Raw genomic sequence first — 17,922 nt, 5'->3', positions numbered from 1 at the left:
CAGCAGTTTTCACTAGTCAGGAGTTAATGCTGAGCAGGAATAGGAAAACCTTTCAGTGAAATAACGAAGTTTTCACCGTCTTTCTTTATTTTTGCGCCGGTATCACACCAGTCAGACGCAATACGAAAGAACTCATCACTTCCGACATTCCAGCCAAGACGTACATGCTTCACGTAGCCTGAACGCAACAGATCGCAGGCCTCTTTGTAGTCACTGGCAGTTGACAGTTGTTGTTTCATTTTCTCTTCTTCAGAAGTTTGCGTAGAGCTTTGATTTCTTTAGGAGTAAAAGGAGAAACACTCTCTTCTTCCGTGTGCTGATTATCAATATCCTCTTCCGATACTCCCGCCTCTTCTACTGCTTCGAACGCCAGCAGCAGCAGTTTCTCTGTCGTCACGCTTAAATTCTCGTTATTCACTTCCGCATAGTGGCGAAGTCTTTCTTTCAGCGCATCATCAATCTTAACGTTTAATACCGCTGTAGCCATGTTTGTCACTTCCCTTCGGAATAAGTACTTTATTTAATACACGAAGTTAACAATCTTATCCAGATATATATTTTTTTGAGTTATGGAAGAAAATAACCGTCCAATTATAAAATGACAGTCTATTATTACAGGTTTATGACAATAATATTTCAGCGGGATGAAATATATATTACACGATATAGGCATAATATTATTGCGGGATAGCGGTTTAAAGGGAGAGGTAAAGCAGGAAGATCTTATGAGGGCAGAAATGGGTGGGGGCCCTGCCAGCTACATCCCGGCACACACGTCGTCTGCCCTGGCTGCTTCCTTCCGGACCTGACCTGGTGAACAGAGTAGCGTTGCGGGAGAACCAACAGAGCCCCCATTGAGAGCGTTGATAACCAACGCGCTGGCGCATTATCCCTGTGCGAGGGCCCAATTGCAAGCCGCCAGGAACCGGATGCTGGTTTCTTGCGCAAACAGGCGCAGCAATCATGAAGATCCTGGTTTACCATAGCTTTCCAGAAACTCCCCACAGGTGAAGGTATGGACGAACACGACTCCTTTCCAAAGCGCGTATGGCAAATCGTTGCCTCAATTCCGGAAGGCTATGTCACCACCTATGGTGATGTCGCACGCCTGGCCGGTTCACCGCGCGCGGCGCGACAGGTTGGAGGCGTCCTGAAACGGCTGCCGGAAGGCAGTACGTTGCCCTGGCATCGGGTAGTAAATCGTCATGGCACCATTTCGCTCACCGGGCCGGATCTCCAGCGTCAGCGTCAGGCGTTACTTTCAGAGGGGGTGCAGGTGTCAGGGTCGGGTCAGATCGACTTGCAAAAGTTTCGCTGGGTCTACTGACCCCTCTCCCGGAGGAGAGGGGGATACACATTACATCTGAGTTGGTGGGGTTGGCAGGGACGGCTGATTGGTCTGCGGCGCGACCGGCACTTCGGTCTGCTGCACCGGCACCAGGTTCAGGTCGATTTTGGTCCCACCGTTGTTAATCGCTTCCTGGACCGTATCGGTAATGAAGACCAGCTTACCGTTAATGGTTACCGCTGCGCTCAGCAGGATACGGGCATTAGGCTGCACGTCCGACGGGTTATACGGCAACACGAAGCTAAACGGCGCCTGCTTGCCTTCAGTACGAACGGCACGCTGAGCCACGACTTTCGACGGTGCGTCGGCCAGGGAAGCATCAGACAGCGTCACGGTTAATACCGCATCCGGCGGCAGCGCAACTCTCTGTTTAATCCAGATGGTACCGGAAACGTTAGGCTGCTGAATGGATTGCTGCGAAAGAGTATTAATCCCGTTCGGGTCTGCTGCTGGCACTGGCACCTGGGCGCTCTTACCGGCACAGGCGGACAACGCCACCGCAATAGCTACACCACTTAGCATGGGCACGAGTTTCATTGAAGTCTCCTTATCAATGCACCAGCGGGATCGATCCCATCCGATGTCGTTTCAATCACATAACGTAGTTAAGTGTGGCACAACTCACTGATTAATGCCTGAAATCATCCTGATATTCAGATTATTCTACCCATCGGACCACTTTCATTTCTGCGTTATACTCAGCCTATCTTTCGCTACGGCGTTTATTGAGGACAACTATGAGTCAGGCACTGAACAATCTGCTGACATTACTGAATCTGGAAAAAATTGAGGAAGGACTCTTTCGCGGACAGAGCGAAGATCTCGGCTTACGCCAGGTCTTCGGGGGGCAAGTCGTTGGACAAGCGCTGTACGCTGCAAAGGAGACTGTCCCGGCAGACCGTCTGGTGCATTCGTTCCACAGCTACTTCTTACGCCCTGGCGATAGCGCGAAACCGATCGTGTATGACGTTGAGGTCCTGAGAGACGGCAACAGCTTCAGCGCGCGCCGCGTCGCGGCCATTCAGAACGGCAAGCCGATCTTTTACATGACCGCCTCTTTCCAGGCGCCGGAGCCCGGGTATGAACACCAGAAAGTGATGCCGCCGGCACCCGCGCCAGACGATCTCAAATCGGAAACGGATATCGCCCGTGCGCTGGCGCATCTGCTTCCGCCTCAGGTCAAAGAAAAGTTTCTCTGCGATAAACCGCTGGAGATCCGCCCGGTTGAGTTCCATAACCCGATGAAGGGCCACACCGCCGAGCCAAAGCGCCAGGTGTGGATCCGGGCTAACGGCACCGTGCCGGAAGATTTCCGAGTGCATCAGTATCTGCTGGGCTATGCGTCAGATTTCAACTTCCTGCCGGTGGCGCTGCAGCCGCACGGCGTCGGCTTCCTCGAAAAAGGAATGCAGGTAGCGACGATCGATCACTCGATGTGGTTCCACCGTCCCTTCAACATGAATGAGTGGCTGCTCTACAGCGTGGAGAGTACGTCGGCGTCGAGCGCTCGCGGGTTTGTGCGTGGGGAGTTTTACACCCAGGACGGCGTGCTGGTCGCTTCAACGGTGCAGGAAGGGGTAATGCGTAATCGCGGGTGATTATGTGCGGCCTGATGCCCTCACCCTGCCCCTCCCGACGGGGAGAGGGAATACACACTAAAAACGGCAACCTCAGGTTGCCGTTTTGCTTTTACCTTGTGCGGCCTGATGCCCTCACCCTGGCCCTCTCCCACGGGGAGAGGGAACAAACACTAAAAACGGCAACCTCAGGTTGCCGTTTTGCTGTTTATTAGGCGTTATACGCATTCTCGCCGTGGCTGTTGACGTCCAGACCTTCACGTTCCTGCTCTTCAGGGACACGCAGACCGACGGTCATATCCGCCAGTTTGTAGCCAATGAAAGCGACAACGGCAGACCACACCACGGTGATAGCAATACTTTCCAGCTGCACCAGAAGCTGATGAACCATGGTGACGCCTTCAGCGTAGCCCACACCACCCAGCGATTTCGCCGCGAAGATACCGGTCATGATACAGCCGACGATACCGCACACGCCGTGGACGCCAAATACGTCGCAAGGGTCATCCACGCGCAGCAGACGTTTCAGTGCGGTCACGCCCCACAGCCCCGCCAGACCGGACACCAGGCCGACCAGCAGCGCACCGCCCACACCGACATAACCACACGCAGGCGTGATGCCAACCAGACCGGCAATGGCACCCGAACAGGCACCCAGCAGAGAAGGTTTACCGCGTACCGCCCACTCGCCAAATACCCAGGAGAGGATTGCACCCGCCGTGGCCACAACGGTGTTCACGAAGGCCAGCGCGGCGATTTCGTTTGCTGCACTCGCTGAGCCGGCGTTGAAGCCAAACCAGCCAAAGTAGAGGATAGCCGTACCGGTAAAGACCATCGGCAGGTTGTGCGGTTTAAACGCTTCTTTACCGAAGCCCACGCGTTTGCCAATCAGGTAGGCACCCACCAGACCCGCTACCGCGGCGTTGATGTGAACAACGGTACCGCCCGCGAAGTCCAGCGCACCGTGCGTTGCCAGCAGACCGCCACCCCAGACCATGTGCGCAATCGGCACATAGGAGAGCGTCAGCCAGACCACCACGAAGATCAGGACCGCAGAGAAACGAATACGCTCGGCGAGCGCGCCCACAATCAGCCCGACGGTAATACAGGCGAAGGAGCCCTGGAACGCCACGTGAATATACTGATAGAAGCTGCCCATCAGCGCGGTCAGCTCAATATTTTTCAGCATCACCCAGTCGAAGTTACCAAAGAACGCGTTGCCCGTGCCGAACGCCAGCGAGTAACCGTAAACCACCCACAGCACGCAGACCAGTGCGAACGTCACGGCAACCTGCGTCAGCATGGAGAGAACGTTTTTGCCACGGATCAGGCCGCCGTAGAACAGCGCAATGCCCGGAATGGACATGAACAGCACCAGCGCGGTGCTGATCATCATAAAGGCGTTATCGGCTTTGTCGACCACCGCAGGGGTAGCAGCCAGCGCCAGGCCCGGCAGCAGTGCCAGCGAACCCAGACCCGTTTTAAGTGTTGCTATCTTCATTTTCTCGATCCCTATCACTGTGTGCCAGGCGTTAATTACAGAGCCGCTTCGTCAGATTCGCCGGTACGAATGCGAATGACGCGCTGCAGTTCGGCAACGAAAATTTTGCCGTCGCCAATTTTGCCGGTATAGGCCGCTTTGCTAATGACATCAATGACTTCGTCAAGCTGATCGTCAGCAATCGCGACATCAATTTTTACTTTTGGCAGAAAGTTAACGCTGTATTCCGCCCCGCGATAAAGCTCGGCATGACCCTTCTGACGACCAAAGCCTTTCACTTCGGTGACAGTCAGTCCCTGAATACCCATTGAAGACAACGCTTCGCGCACGTCTTCGAGTTTGAATGGTTTGATTACAACCGTAACCAGCTTCATAGATCCCCTCCAGTCAGAATTCGGTAATGGCCGCAGCTTACGCAGAAGGTATTGCAAGGGGTGTGCCAGAAATGAAAACGAAGGGGAACAACGGTGTGATGAGCGTTACACGGTTCTGTTAAACGCCCGGGTGAAAAAAAACGCACCATGCCGGTGCAGGGTGCGTTTCAGTTTTGCACCAACAGGAATGACTGTTAGCGCGCCGCCTCATTTTAGTGCATCAGGCGCTAAGCGACTCTTCATCACGCACGCTGGCGGCCAGCTCTTCGCCCGCCAGCTGCAGCTGGTACATCTGCCAGTAGCGCCCTTTTGCTTCCAGCAGCTCACGGTGCGTACCGCGTTCAACGGCCTGTCCGCGATGCAGCACCAGAATGGTATCCGCATCGACGACGGTGGAAAGGCGGTGGGCAATCACCACCAGCGTCGTATGATCGCGTACCGCGGCCAGCGCCTGCTGGATAGCCTGCTCGGTGCCGGAGTCAATGCTGGCCGTCGCTTCATCCAGAATCAGTATCTGCGGCGTTTCAATCAGCACCCGCGCCAGTGCCAGAAGCTGCTTTTGCCCGACTGAGAGATTGTTCCCCTGCTCGCCCAGCTTCGTATTGATCCCGTCGCTGAACCCGCGCGCCAGCTCTGCCAGCTGCACTTTTTCCAGCACGTCCCAGACCTGCTCCTGGGTGTAGTCTCGCCCCAGGGTCACGTTGGCGTAGAAGGTATCGGCCAGAACGACCGGATCCTGCTGCACCATCGCAACGCCTTTGCGTAACACGGTGTGGCTAAGAGACGCAAGCGGGCGTCCGTCGAGGCGGATTTCACCTTGCGTGACCGGGTAATAGCCCATCAACAGGCTGGCAAGCGTGCTCTTACCACTGCCGGTATGCCCCACCAGCGCCACAAAACCGCGCGACGGAACGTCAAGAGTGATGTCCTGCAACACCAGACGGTCTTCGCGATAGGCAAACGAGACGTTATCAAAGGCGATAGCCCCGCTTTGCAGAGGTCGCTCATCATTGCCGTAGGCCTGACGCGGCCTGTCCATCAGCTCAAAGACGCGCTCACCGGCGACGACCGCCTGTTGCAGCATCGATTGCTGCGTAGTGAGCTCGATCAGCGGCTCGTTGAGGCGTCCCAGATAGCTAATAAAAGCGTACAGCACGCCCACTTCAATCGTACCGTTTGAGCTCAGGCCAAAGAGCATCAGCAGCCCACACAGCACCAGCGCCGAGAAAAGGCTCAGCAGCGGTCGCAGCAGGAAACCGTCCAGGCGCAGCGTCTGCATACGCGCCATATAGTGCGAACGGCTGGCTTCGCCCATGCGTTCGCCAAAGCGCGCCTGCTGGCGGAACTGCTGGATCACGCTCATGCCGTTGATCACTTCGTTGAAGCCATCATTGATGTCGGCCAGGTAAGCGCGCACCCGTCGCACAATCGGCGTGCTGTAGCGCTGGTAAATCACCATAACAATCAGCACCGCCGGGAAGATGGTGATCGCCACGAGCGCCATGCGCCAGTCGAGGCTGAACATCGCCACCAGCATCGCGCCAATCAGCGCCGCGCTGCGTAATACCGTCGCGACCACGGTAACGTACAGATCGCGGATCACCTCGGTATCGTTGGTCACGCGCGAAATCACCTGCCCGACCGGCTGGATATCAAACTCGCTGAGCGGCTGGCGAAGCGCCGCGTCCATCACGTCCGTACGCAGCTGCTGTACAACGCCCACGGCTGCACGGTTAAACAGCAGCGACTGAGCATAGTGCAACCCTGCCGCCGTCAGCTGTAAGCCGACGTAGGCCACGCCTAAACCCGCCACCAGACCCAGCGGTAGAAAGCTTTTGGCGACCATGTTGTCGATAAAATAGCTGATGAGCAGCGGACCGCTCACCTCGGCAATTGCTGCAATCCAGAGCAAAAGCACGGCCACCGAGAGCGGTTTACGCCACGGCGAGCCATAGGCCAGCAGACGTTTGAGCGTTGGCCACATCGTTCCGAGCTTACGCATTGGCGGCCTCCTCATCCTGCTCCGGCGCATCGTCCAGCGCCGCTTCAAGCTGTTGATAGCGGTACATATCGCGATACCAGCCCGGCTGCTCGGCCAGCGTTTCATGCTGCCCGCGCTGGGCAATGTGCCCGTGTTGTAAGACCAGAATTTCGCTGGCTTCGGTGAGCGCTGACAAACGGTGGGCGCTGATAATCACCGTGCGTCCGTCGCCCCACTGACGCAGGTTATGCAGGATCTCGTGCTCGGTACGGCCATCCACGGCAGAAAGCGCATCATCCAGGATCAGGATTTCCGCATTCAGCAGCAGCGCCCGGGCAATGGAGATACGCTGTTTTTGTCCCCCGGACAGCATGACGCCGCGTTCCCCAACTTCCGTTTCGTAGCCCTGCGGCAGGCGCAAAATATCCTCATGCACACTGGCCAAACGCGCCACATGTTCAATCTCTTCCTGCGTCGCCGACGGACGTCCAAGGGCAATGTTGTTCGCCACGGTGTCCGAAAATAAAAACGGCGTCTGGCTGACGACCGCCAGGCGACCACGCCACTCATCCAGCAGTAGCCTGGTCAGGGGAATATCGTGGAAGCGGATATCACCCTCGGTGACGTCAAAGTGGCGCTGGAGCAGCGACAGCACGGTACTTTTGCCGGATCCCGTCGGGCCGCAGATGCCCAGCATCTGGCCCGGCTGTAGGGTAAAGCTGACGTTCTCCAGTACCGGATTCTCCGTATGCGGATAGATAAACTGCCGGACGTCGACGGTCATGACGCCGCGCCCTTCCGGTACCGCGTCGCTGCCGTCAACGACCACAGGTGCTTCGGCCAGCATGGCGCGAATGCGGCTATAGGCGGCGCTGCCGCGCTCCACGATGTTAAACATCCAGGCCAGCGCCAGCATCGGCCAGATCATGAGCCCCAGATACATCGCAAAGCTGGTTAATTGCCCCAGGGTCAACGTGCCCTGCACCACCATCCAGCTGCCGCCGCCAATCGCCAAAAGGTTCGCCATGCCAATCGCGATATAGATCGTCGGGTCGAAGCGGGCGTCAATACGCGCAACGCGCATGTTTTTCGCTCCCGTGTCCGCCGCATCGGCCGCAAACAGCGCAGACTGCCGGTCTTCCAGGCCAAACGCTTTGATCATGCGAATGCTGGTCATGCTCTCCTGGGTGCGATCGTTCAGAGACGAAAACGCCGCCTGCGCCAGCTTAAAGCGCTCGTGCAGCTGTTCACCATAGCGATTGATCGCCAGCGCCATGATCGGCATCGGCAGAAGAGCGAGCAGGGTCAACTGCCAGCTGATCTGCGTGGACATCACGATCAGCACCGCACAGCCCATCACCAGCGAGTCCACCAGCGTCAGCACCCCTTCCCCGGCGGCAAAGACCACGCGATCGACATCGTTAGTGGCGCGGGCGATGAGATCCCCGGTACGGTGGCGCAGATAAAATTCAGGATGCTGTCGGCTCAGCTGGCGGTAAAAATCTTCACGCAGCTCAACGGCCAGCTGATAGGACGCACCAAACAGCAGCACGCGCCAGACGTAGCGCAGAAGATAAACGATGACCGCCGTCAGCACCAGCGTGCCGACCCACATCAACACCCGTGCGGTGGTGTAATGCTGTTCGGTGACGCCATCCACGACGTACCCCACCACTTTCGGCGGGATCAGCTGCAGGATGGCAATGATAATAAGCAGGGCTACTGCACCGAGGTAGCGTTGCCACTCCCGACGAAAGTACCAGCTTAATTGGGCAAATAATCGCACGCGGTTTGTTCCTGAAGGTATTTTACGAAGTTATTCAATAGGTAATGCTGTGGTGTATTTAATCTGTTCCATGGCGAAACTTGAGGTGACGTCCGATAACCCCGGCACGCTGTTCACCAGCCGCTTGTAGAAGTCATCATAGCGCTTCATGTCGGCCACCTGGACGCGCATCAGGTAATCGTACTCGCCGGCCATGCGCCAGAAACCGAGCACCTCGGGCATCTCAGACACCTGAGTGACGAAGCGGCAATACCACTCGCTGCTGTGATGCTGGGTTTTAATCAACACAAATGCCGTCAGCCCAAGCCCCAGCTTTTCGGGATCTAATAACGCGACGCGCCCCAGAAGAATGCCGTCATCTTCCAGCTTCTTAAGACGCTTCCAGCACGGGGTGGTGGTCAGATTAACGGCATCTGCCAGCGCCTGCAAAGAGAGGGTACAGTCATTTTGCAGCAATGAAAGGAGCTTGCGGTCAATTTTATCTAGCATACCCACCTCACAGAGAAAATTTTTCTCCCTTCATTCTATTTTAAAGGCCAGATAGCAACAATTTTTTCTGTGCTTTTCGCTATGCTAGGCACAAAATGACAAACGGATAACGACGATGAATAGCACCTGGGTTAAACATGCGATCAGCGAAATCAATGCCGACTATCAGCGCTCGGCGGATACGCACCTGATTCGCCTTTCCCTGCCGGGATTTGACGGCATTCAGCTCTATCTGAAAGACGAAAGCACCCATCCTACCGGTAGCCTGAAGCATCGCCTGGCGCGCTCGCTGTTTTTATACGGTTTGTGTAACGGCTGGATCAAAGAAGGCACCACCATCATAGAATCCTCATCCGGTTCAACGGCGGTGTCCGAAGCCTATTTTGCCCGACTGCTGGGCCTGCCGTTTATCGCGGTGATGCCGTCATGCACCGCAAAACGCAAAATCGAGCAGATCGAATTTTACGGCGGTCGCTGCCACTTTGTGGAAAGCGCCTGCGAAATCTACGCCGCCTCTGAAATGCTGGCCCGCGAGCTGAACGGCCACTACATGGACCAGTTCACCTTCGCCGAGCGCGCAACGGACTGGCGCGGCAATAACAACATTGCCGACAGTATCTTCCGCCAGATGACCCACGAACCGCATCCGGTTCCGTCGTATATTGTCATGAGCGCCGGTACCGGCGGCACCTCAGCCACGATCGGACGCTATATCCGCTGTCAGGGCTACGATACCCAGCTGATGGTGGTTGACCCGCAGAACTCCGTGTTCCTCGACTACTGGCAAAACCGCGATGCCGGTCTGCGCAGCCCGGTGGGCAGTAAAATTGAAGGGATTGGCCGCCCGCGCGTGGAGCCCTCTTTCATCCCCGACGTGGTGGACGAGATGATGCGCGTGCCGGATGCCGCCAGCGTGGCAACGGCGCACTGGCTGGAAACGCAGCTGGGCCGCAAGGTGGGTGCCTCCACGGGCACAAATATGTGGGGCGCGCTGCAGCTTGCCGCACGCATGCGCGAAGCGGGTCGCACCGGTTCCATCGTCACGCTGCTGTGTGACAGCGGCGAGCGTTATCTTGAGACCTACTACAACGCGGAGTGGGTGCAGGCCAACATTGGCGACATCACGCCATGGAAAGCGCAGATTGTGCAGCTTGTGAAATAAAAAAAAGCCAGACCGAAGTCTGGCTTGCTGGAAGGGTCTCACTATTCGGGGGAATATGGGAGGTTGTTGTTGTCCAGCCAATGCGTCAAAAAATGGGACACCGCTTCATTACGGCAGTGACCAATAACCGGCAGATGAGGAAGTTCTGCTTTCAGCTGCTCCATCGCATTCCCCATGATCAGACCGCGACCTACGCTGCCCAGCATTTCGCGGTCGTTCATGGCGTCACCAAACGCCATACACTCCTGCAGCGTTAAGCCCAGGTGGTCGCTCAGAACCGCCAGAGCGGAACCTTTGTTACAGCCCACCGGCAGCACTTCCAGGCAATCCACCGCCGAGAAGGTCAGGTGCGCCCGGTCGCCCAGCGCCTCATTCAGTTGAATCCGTAAGCGGCACAGATCGTCGTGATCGCCGCAGAAGCAGATCTTAGTTACCGCATGGGCGGGGATCCGACGCAGATCGATAAGCTGGTATTTAAAGCCGCTGTAAACATGCGCGTGCAATAATTCCGGGATGTCGCTTCCGGTAAACCAGCCCCGATCGTTAAAGACGTGGATGCTGGCCTGCGTGTCCCAGGTGCTGTGCAGCACGATGTCCGCCACTTCCGGGTTGAGATCCTGTCGGTGCAGCACGTCGCCTTCTACGGAGTGAATTCGCGTCCCGTTGCCGGTGATCAGAAAGGCGTCGAGGGAAAACGCCCCCAGCAGGTGGCGCATTTCCAGCACATGACGCCCGGTGGCAAACGTCAGGGTGACATTACGCTCGTGCAGGCGCTTCAGCGTGTTCAGGGTTTTTTCCCCTAAACGGTGATCCGGCATTAACAGCGTACCGTCCATATCAAATGCAGCGAGCCGAGCCATGATTACTCCCGAAATGTGATGCGGTTAACTTGTGCATCAGTATCGTGTGAGATATACGGAAGTAATAGTGAATAGATGATAATTATTGTTCCGGGTTTCTTATGCGCCAGCTCAATCGACTCAACCAGTATCACCGCCTGTGGCAGCCTTCCCTGGGTGCAACGCAACAGGTCACCATCAGCGAGCTGGCCGCCCGCTGTTTTTGTAGCGAGCGGCATGTCCGAACGCTGCTGCGTCAGGCCCAGGAGGCGGGCTGGCTGAGCTGGCGAGCGCAGTCTGGCCGCGGTAAGCGGGGTGAGCTTACGTTCCATGTCACGCCGGAGTCACTGCGCAATGCGATGATGGAGGAGGCGCTGAAGAGCGGGCAGCAGCATAACGCGCTGGAACTGGCCCAGCTTGCCCCCGCAGAATTACGATCGTTGCTGCATCCGTTTTTAGGCGGGCAGTGGCAAAACGACACGCCGACGCTGCGCATCCCCTATTACCGCTCACTGGATCCGCTTCAGCCGGGTTTTTTACCCGGTCGGGCGGAGCAGCATCTTGCGGGACAGGTATTCTCCGGACTGACGCGATTTCACGGCAACAGCAGTGAACCCACGGGCGATCTCGCTCATCACTGGGAGGTGTCTACGGACGGTTTGCGCTGGCATTTCTATATTCGTTCCACTCTGCACTGGCATAACGGCGATAAGGTCGAAACCGGACAGCTTCAGCAAAGCCTGAATGCGCTTTTTGCCTTACCCGCCCTGCGTAAACTGTTCCAGAGCGTCCTGCGCATTGACGTCACCCATCCCCAGTGTCTGACGTTCACACTGCACCAGCCGGATTACTGGCTGGCACACCGCCTCGCCACCTACTGTAGCCGGCTTGCACATCCCGAACAGCCCCTGACGGGCTGCGGCCCCTTCAGACTCAGCGTGTATGAGCCGGATCTGGTTCGTCTGGAAAGCCACGACCAGTACCATCTCAGCCACCCGCTGCTTGAGGCTATCGAATACTGGATCACACCGTCGCTGTTTGACTATGGGCTGGGTACCAGCTGTCGCCATCCGGTGCAGATCGCCATTGGCGAGCCGGATGAGCTGGAGAGTCTGCGCCTGGTGACGAACAGCACCAGTCTGGGCTTTTGTTATCTCACCCTGAAGCAAAGCCCGCGTCTGAGTGAAATGCAGGCACGACGGCTCATTAACATCATTCATCTCTCATCGCTTCTGCACACGCTTCCGCTCAACGAAGGGCTGATTACCCCAACAGAGGAGTTACTGCCAGGATGGGCAATCCCTCAGTGGTCGGATTTAACTCATGTCTCTCTGCCGACTAAGTTAACCCTGATTTACCATTTACCGGTTGAGTTACACACGATGGCGCGTCAGCTAAAACAGTATCTTGCGCAGCAGGGCTGCGAGCTAACGGTTATCTTTCACGACGCAAAAACCTGGGACGGATGCCAGCAACTGGCGGACGCGGACCTCATGATGGGTGACAGGCTGATTGGCGAAGCGCCGGAATATACGCTTGAACAGTGGCTGCGCTGTGATGCCCTATGGCCACATGTGCTTAGCGCACCGCAATATGCTCATCTGCAGGCCACCCTGGATGCGGTACAGACCCAGGCCGACGAGCAGGCCAGACATGCCGGGCTCAGGGCCATTTTCTCCCGGCTCATGGAAAAGGCGGTGATCACCCCACTGTTCAATTATCAATACCAGATCAGCGCCCCGCCGGGAGTTAACGGCATACGCCTCAATACCCGCGGCTGGTTTGATTTTACCGAAGCCTGGCTGCCCGCCCCTAAATCGTGAAGAAGCTGGTCGCCGTCGTGGTCTGACGGTAACATAACGTTTTTACCGTAACAGTCGAGATGATTTATGAAACGTGCCGTCGTCGTATTCAGCGGAGGACAAGACTCTACTACCTGCCTGGTTCAGGCTCTTCATCAGTACGATGAAGTTCACTGTGTGACTTTCGATTATGGTCAGCGTCATCGCGCTGAAATCGACGTTGCCCGTGAACTTGCCCTGAAACTGGGCGCACGCGCGCACAAGGTGCTGGACGTTACGCTGTTAAATGAACTGGCCGTAAGCAGCCTCACCCGGGACAGTATTCCCGTCCCGGACTACGAACCCGATGCCAGCGGCATTCCGAATACCTTCGTTCCGGGTCGTAATATCCTCTTCCTGACCCTGACGGCGATCTACGCCTACCAGGTAAAAGCCGAAGCGGTGATCACGGGCGTGTGCGAGACCGACTTCTCCGGCTACCCGGACTGTCGTGATGAGTTCGTGAAAGCGTTAAACCACGCCGTCAATCTGGGGATGGCGAAAGAGACGCGCTTTGAAACCCCGCTCATGTGGCTGGATAAAGCAGAAACTTGGGCGCTGGCGGACTACTGGGGCAAGCTGGACCTTGTTCGCAGCGAAACGCTTACCTGCTATAACGGTATCAAAGGCGACGGTTGCGGCCAGTGCGCGGCCTGTAATCTTCGCGCTAACGGGCTGAACCACTATCTTGCCGATAAAGTCGGCGTGATGGCCGCGATGCAGAAAAAGACCGGGCTTAAATAGGGCTATTTGACCGTGCTGTCGAACAGTTTCACACCGGCAGCACGGGTGACTTTCATCAGCGTTGTCAGCGTTGGGTTGCCGTTGTCTGATAAGGTTCGGTATAGCTGCTGGCGGGACAGACCTGCTTTGGTAGAAATTTCTCCGATACCGCCTCGCGCTTCGATGACCTGACGGAGTGCAATGAGATAAGCAGGGATCCCCTGGTCTTCATAGATCTCTTCCAGGGCCGTTTGCAGATAACGCTGAGCGTAGGAAGGATTCTCTCGCAGCATTTTCACAACAGCATCATGGTGGTTAACGGAGCTCGAATATTTTCGTTCAGCGGCACTCATTGGAATGTCCTTTTGTTTGATGATCTTTCCAGTAATCTACTGCCAGTTGGATATCTGCTTTTTGGCTCTTTTTGTCACCACCGATCAGTAACAATAAAACCTGCCGATTCTCTACTGAAAAATAGATTCTGTAGCCGGGGCCACTGTCGACTCGCATCTCCCAAACACCTTCCCTGAGATACCTGTAATCGCCAAAATTACGTTTTATCGCACGGTTAATCCGCATAAGGATCCGGAAAACCATATCCGGATCCTTTCGATTCATTCTGGCTACCCACTCTTCAAACGGCACTTTTCCGTCACGGGTCCGGTAACGTTCAACAACGTAGTCCCTGTCCATTATTCTATCCCTGAAAAACCCTTTTGTCTTTTATAAAAGACAAATTCCTACGCGATCATCAACTCCAGCTTTTCCCGCAGTTCCCCTTCCAGCGGCAGCGCTTTCTGCGTTTTCAGATCGATACAGACAAAAGTAATCAGCGCATCAGCCACCACCTGCCCTTCAGGATCGAGCGTCACCACCTGGCTTAGCACCCCGCTTTTGCCGTTGATCTGCTGCACCTGGCTGGTCACCGTGAGCACATCGCCCAGCACGGCCGGACGCCGGTAGTTGATATTGATATTGACGACCACAAACGCGATGTTGTGCGCGGTCAGCCACTGAAAACTTTCGCTATTTTCCAGCCCGTCCCAGCGCGCTTCTTCAAGAAACTCAAGATAGCGAGCGTTGTTCACATGCTGGTAAACGTCGAGATGAAAACCGCGTACTTTGATTTTTGTCTGCATAGCGCAATTGCCTTTACTGTTATTGTAGGATGAGAGGTCATAACTGGTATGACCTCTTTATCCTGGCAAAATTTTGCCGCAGTGCAAGAAATTGCGTAATTACAGCGTCAGGTGTGAGAGGTTGCGCTCAACCAGTGCGCCCCCCATACCTGGAACCTGTTTGAGATCGTCGACCGTTTTGAAAGGACCATACTCTTCGCGGTAGCTGACGATGGCCTGCGCTTTTTTCAGGCCGACGCCATTCATCACGCGGGCCAGATCTTCCGCCGAGGCCGAATTGATACTCACCCGCGTACCGTCATAATCCGCATTTTTACCGGCGTCAGTCGCTTTAGTTTGCCCTTGCACCGGCGCGGCTGCGTCGGACTTGCTCTGCGTAGCCTGTGGTTTGGCGGCGGGCGTCGCCGCCAGCGCGCCCGCGCTCATCCCGGTGGTGGCAATAGCCAGCGTAATTAACAGTGCTTTGATTCCACGTTTCATGCTGTTATCTCCTTGTTTGTTGACAGCCACGTCACAATAGCCGCCAGATAAACCCGGCACAAACAGCAGATTGCAGAAATGGAAAAGGCCGCGAAAGCGGCCTTTAGTTATTGCAGAGCGTTACGAAAATCTGCGAGCAGACACGTAATTACTGCTGCTGAGTCATCACATCACCCAGCTTGATTTTGGCTTCTTTACGCAGGTTGCTCATCATGGCTTCGAAGGCAATCTGAGCATTGTTCTGGGTAATCCCCTGAACCATCGCTTTCTTCTGCGCGTCTGGCAGGGTGCCGGCTTTCACTTCATCCAGCGCCAGCAGAACGACGTTACCCTGCGCATCGGTGGTGGTACCGAAGCTTGGCTTGTCCTTCGCAGGCAGAGTCAGACCAAACGCGGCCTGGCTGATTGGGTCCTGGCCGGTACGGCTCAGCGTTTTCGCTTCACCGAAGCTCAGGCCAGCCGCTTTCAGCGCGTCTTCTTTACCCGCTTTCAAATCAGACAGAATCTTTTCAGCATCCAGTTTCGCCTGCTGTTCCGCTTTGTTGTGCTTAACCTGGGCAACGACCTGATCCTTCACGTCCGCCAGCGGTTTGACCGCTTCTGGCTTGTGCTCGCTGACGCGCAACACAAACGCACGATCGCCGTCGACGGTAATGATGTCAGAGTTACTGCCCGGCGTGCCGTTCTCACCCACCAGACCACCATTGAAGATGGCATCGGAAACCGGTTTAAAGTTCAGCTCTTCCGGCAGGTTGTCACGACCAAACCAGCCCGTCTCAACCGCCTTCACACCCGCCGCCTGCTCAGCACCCGCCAGAGATTCGTTGTCGTTGCTGGCAGCATCGCTCACCTTCTGCTGCAGCGCGTAGTAGGCATCCAGCGCTTTTTCCTGTTTCACTTTCGCCGCGATATCGTCGCGAACCTCAGCCAGAGGCTTGGTTTTCGCCGCGGTGATGTCGTCCAGACGCACGACCAGGAAACCAACGGAAGACTTAATGACGCCAGAAAGTTGACCTTTATCTTTCAGACCGGCATTTTTCAGCTCATCCGGTGTGGTCGCGTCTTCCAGCCATCCCATATCACCGCCGTTTTTCGCAGAGATAATGTCGGTGGATTTCGCTTTCGCAACGGTCGCGAAATCAGCGCCTTTATTCAGCTCTTCCAGTACCGCTTTGGCATCAGCCTCGGTCTTCGTCTGAATCACGCTGTAGCGGTTACGCTGCGGCTGAGTGAACTGATCCTGATGCTGGTCGTAGTAAGACTGGATTTCCGCATCAGACGCGGTTTCCTGCAGCGCGGCAGCATCCAGCTTGATGTAGCTCACACGGAACTGCTCTGGAGAAACAAAGGAATTCTTGTTCTGCTCGTAGTAAGCGTTAACGTCAGCGTCGCTCACCTGCTGTTTCGCCGCCAGGGCGTTCACATCAATAGTCGCTTCGCGTACAACGCGCTGCTGCGCCACCAGCGCGGCCAGTTCTTCCGTTTCACCTTTGAGCATGAAATCGGTGCCCACAACGGCATTGATGAGCTGCTGGGTGGTCAGCTGATTACGCAGAGCCTGCGCGTACTGATCTGCCGTCATGCCCATCTGGTTGACGATGCTGTTATAACGCGCGTTGTCGAATTTACCGTTAGACTGGAAAGCCTGGGTGGAGAAGATGGCTTTTTTCACCTGCTCATCGCTGATGCCAAGGCCCAGTTTTTTGGCATACTGATCCAGAAGCGCTTCGTCGATAAGACGGTTCAGTGTCTGTTGGCGCAGGGTCTTCATGTACCCTTCGTTCGCCGCCAGTTCAGAGAATTGGTCGCCCAGCTGTTGCTGCATACGGTTACGTTCACCGGCAAAAGCATTCTCGAACTGACCACGGCTGATCTCCTGGCCATTCACTTTTGCGGCATAGTTTGCGCCACCGCCAATAAGGTAACTGCTCACGCCGGTCAATATGAACGACACGATAATGATACCGAAAATAATCTTGAGCACGAGACTGTTAGCAGCCGTGCGTAAGCTGTCCATCATGGTGTAACAACACTCCGCTGTAGGTGACTGGTTACCTGACGCTGACGGAAAATCCTGCCCGTCGCGCGTGAAGGTGTATTGTGACAAGAAAACGGGGCGATTGTCAGCCCACAACTCGCATAAACTCGCACAAATCAGGTCTGGACAAACAAAAAAGGCACATCAAATGATGCGCCCTTGTACTTTCCGGCTTCCCTGAAACGGGAAAGCAATCAGTTTACTGCGTCTTTCAGCGCTTTACCTGCACGGAAACCCGGCACTTTAGCAGCAGCAATGGTGATCTCTTTACCGGTCTGAGGGTTGCGGCCAGTACGGGCAGCACGCTCTTTAACAGCAAAAGTACCGAAGCCTACCAGTGCAACGTCGTCCCCAGCCTGCAGAGATTCAGTAACAGAAGCAATTAATGCATCTAAGGCACGTCCAGCTGCAGCTTTAGAAATATCAGCACCAGCAGCAATTTTGTCAATCAGTTGAGATTTATTCACTGTTCTCTTCCTCTCTTTATAATTTATATCGCGCCTGAATCCTTCACAACGCGACCGCGCAGCAGTTATATCAGGCCTGCCATGACCTTACAACACCCGTTGTTGATGGCTGACCTAATCAGCAATCTAAATTAGCTATACAAAAAAAGGCTGGCAAGTGCGAAATGACTTACCAGC

Annotated in this window: 20 protein-coding genes and 1 other RNA gene; 5 read left to right on the top strand and 16 right to left on the bottom strand. The window is 55.6% G+C overall.

Going from position 1 to position 17,922, the window contains the following annotated elements; translation table 11 throughout:
* Window positions 1-23: 23 nt before the first annotated feature.
* The 3 genes from OTG14_RS00785 to ffs all read right to left on the bottom strand — a co-directional run bounded on the left by OTG14_RS00785 (window position 24) and on the right by ffs (window position 845).
* The gene (locus OTG14_RS00785) at window positions 24-239 is read right to left on the bottom strand and encodes a hypothetical protein (protein ID WP_008503298.1); all 216 of its coding nucleotides are present in this window, start codon (window positions 237-239) and stop codon (window positions 24-26) included.
* Window positions 236-487 carry a hypothetical protein gene (locus OTG14_RS00780; protein WP_023310587.1) on the bottom strand — a complete coding sequence of 84 codons (252 nt, stop codon included), beginning with the start codon at window positions 485-487 and terminating at the stop codon, window positions 236-238. The genes OTG14_RS00785 and OTG14_RS00780 overlap by 4 nt, the downstream gene beginning before the upstream one ends.
* 261 nt (window positions 488-748) lie before the next feature.
* An RNA gene (gene ffs, locus OTG14_RS00775) (signal recognition particle sRNA small type) lies at window positions 749-845 on the bottom strand.
* Between the two features lie 170 nt (window positions 846-1,015).
* On the opposite strand from ffs, the gene OTG14_RS00770 reads away from it, so the two are divergent.
* Complete coding sequence (locus OTG14_RS00770; RefSeq protein WP_483413893.1) at window positions 1,016-1,327, top strand: MGMT family protein; 312 nt, start codon at window positions 1,016-1,018, stop codon at window positions 1,325-1,327.
* A gap of 30 nt (window positions 1,328-1,357) precedes the next feature.
* Here the strand turns inward: OTG14_RS00770 and OTG14_RS00765 are convergent, their stop codons facing one another.
* Window positions 1,358-1,885 carry a YbaY family lipoprotein gene (locus tag OTG14_RS00765; protein WP_024906833.1) on the bottom strand — a complete coding sequence of 176 codons (528 nt, stop codon included), beginning with the start codon at window positions 1,883-1,885 and terminating at the stop codon, window positions 1,358-1,360.
* Between the two features lie 200 nt (window positions 1,886-2,085).
* Between OTG14_RS00765 and tesB the strand changes: the two genes are divergently transcribed.
* Complete coding sequence (gene tesB, locus OTG14_RS00760) at window positions 2,086-2,946, top strand: acyl-CoA thioesterase II (protein ID WP_024906832.1); 861 nt, start codon at window positions 2,086-2,088, stop codon at window positions 2,944-2,946.
* Window positions 2,947-3,136: 190 nt separating this feature from the next.
* Here tesB and amtB read toward each other — a convergent pair whose 3' ends face one another.
* From amtB to OTG14_RS00735, 5 genes are all read right to left on the bottom strand, one after another.
* Entirely contained in the window at window positions 3,137-4,426 is a 1,290-nt protein-coding gene (amtB, locus tag OTG14_RS00755) for an ammonium transporter AmtB (protein WP_061715867.1), read from the bottom strand.
* A gap of 35 nt (window positions 4,427-4,461) precedes the next feature.
* Entirely contained in the window at window positions 4,462-4,800 is a 339-nt protein-coding gene (gene glnK / locus OTG14_RS00750) for a P-II family nitrogen regulator (protein WP_008503304.1), read from the bottom strand.
* 220 nt (window positions 4,801-5,020) lie between these two features.
* Window positions 5,021-6,802, bottom strand: a complete 1,782-nt coding sequence (locus tag OTG14_RS00745; protein ID WP_267214445.1) for a SmdB family multidrug efflux ABC transporter permease/ATP-binding protein — start codon at window positions 6,800-6,802, stop codon at window positions 5,021-5,023.
* Window positions 6,795-8,567, bottom strand: a complete 1,773-nt coding sequence (locus OTG14_RS00740; protein ID WP_148769736.1) for a SmdA family multidrug ABC transporter permease/ATP-binding protein — start codon at window positions 8,565-8,567, stop codon at window positions 6,795-6,797. Before OTG14_RS00740 ends, OTG14_RS00745 begins: the two co-directional genes overlap by 8 nt.
* Window positions 8,568-8,597: 30 nt before the next feature.
* Window positions 8,598-9,056 carry an Lrp/AsnC family transcriptional regulator gene (locus tag OTG14_RS00735; protein ID WP_023310581.1) on the bottom strand — a complete coding sequence of 153 codons (459 nt, stop codon included), beginning with the start codon at window positions 9,054-9,056 and terminating at the stop codon, window positions 8,598-8,600.
* Window positions 9,057-9,171: 115 nt separating this feature from the next.
* Between OTG14_RS00735 and OTG14_RS00730 the strand changes: the two genes are divergently transcribed.
* On the top strand, window positions 9,172-10,218 hold the full coding sequence (locus OTG14_RS00730) for a PLP-dependent cysteine synthase family protein (RefSeq protein WP_248272971.1): 1,047 nt from the start codon (window positions 9,172-9,174) through the stop codon (window positions 10,216-10,218).
* A gap of 41 nt (window positions 10,219-10,259) precedes the next feature.
* Here the strand turns inward: OTG14_RS00730 and cof are convergent, their stop codons facing one another.
* Window positions 10,260-11,078, bottom strand: coding sequence for an HMP-PP phosphatase (cof, locus tag OTG14_RS00725; protein WP_248272972.1), 819 nt, complete (start codon window positions 11,076-11,078; stop codon window positions 10,260-10,262).
* A 101-nt stretch (window positions 11,079-11,179) separates the two neighbouring features.
* Between cof and OTG14_RS00720 the strand changes: the two genes are divergently transcribed.
* Both OTG14_RS00720 and queC read left to right on the top strand, forming a co-directional pair.
* Complete coding sequence (locus OTG14_RS00720) at window positions 11,180-12,880, top strand: SgrR family transcriptional regulator (RefSeq protein WP_248272973.1); 1,701 nt, start codon at window positions 11,180-11,182, stop codon at window positions 12,878-12,880.
* 66 nt (window positions 12,881-12,946) lie between these two features.
* Entirely contained in the window at window positions 12,947-13,642 is a 696-nt protein-coding gene (queC, locus tag OTG14_RS00715) for a 7-cyano-7-deazaguanine synthase QueC (RefSeq protein WP_032646166.1), read from the top strand.
* A 2-nt stretch (window positions 13,643-13,644) separates the two neighbouring features.
* Here the strand turns inward: queC and OTG14_RS00710 are convergent, their stop codons facing one another.
* The 6 genes from OTG14_RS00710 to hupB form a co-directional block, all read right to left on the bottom strand.
* The gene (locus OTG14_RS00710; protein WP_024906824.1) at window positions 13,645-13,974 is read right to left on the bottom strand and encodes an addiction module antidote protein; all 330 of its coding nucleotides are present in this window, start codon (window positions 13,972-13,974) and stop codon (window positions 13,645-13,647) included.
* Entirely contained in the window at window positions 13,961-14,314 is a 354-nt protein-coding gene (locus OTG14_RS00705) for a type II toxin-antitoxin system RelE/ParE family toxin (protein WP_024906823.1), read from the bottom strand. Before OTG14_RS00705 ends, OTG14_RS00710 begins: the two co-directional genes overlap by 14 nt.
* A 47-nt stretch (window positions 14,315-14,361) precedes the next feature.
* On the bottom strand, window positions 14,362-14,760 hold the full coding sequence (locus OTG14_RS00700) for a YbgC/FadM family acyl-CoA thioesterase (protein ID WP_024906822.1): 399 nt from the start codon (window positions 14,758-14,760) through the stop codon (window positions 14,362-14,364).
* A 99-nt stretch (window positions 14,761-14,859) separates the two neighbouring features.
* Window positions 14,860-15,240 carry a helix-hairpin-helix domain-containing protein gene (locus tag OTG14_RS00695; protein WP_248272974.1) on the bottom strand — a complete coding sequence of 127 codons (381 nt, stop codon included), beginning with the start codon at window positions 15,238-15,240 and terminating at the stop codon, window positions 14,860-14,862.
* Window positions 15,241-15,388: 148 nt separating this feature from the next.
* Complete coding sequence (ppiD, locus tag OTG14_RS00690; RefSeq protein WP_267214444.1) at window positions 15,389-17,260, bottom strand: peptidylprolyl isomerase; 1,872 nt, start codon at window positions 17,258-17,260, stop codon at window positions 15,389-15,391.
* 212 nt (window positions 17,261-17,472) lie between these two features.
* Window positions 17,473-17,745, bottom strand: a complete 273-nt coding sequence (gene hupB / locus OTG14_RS00685; RefSeq protein ID WP_002444653.1) for a nucleoid-associated protein HU-beta — start codon at window positions 17,743-17,745, stop codon at window positions 17,473-17,475.
* Window positions 17,746-17,922 lie beyond the last annotated feature (177 nt).

The organism is Enterobacter pseudoroggenkampii (assembly GCF_026420145.1).
Lineage (GTDB): Bacteria > Pseudomonadota > Gammaproteobacteria > Enterobacterales > Enterobacteriaceae > Enterobacter > Enterobacter pseudoroggenkampii.
Note: the sequence above shows the minus strand (reverse complement) of the source record. Positions and strands in the feature narration are given on the sequence as shown.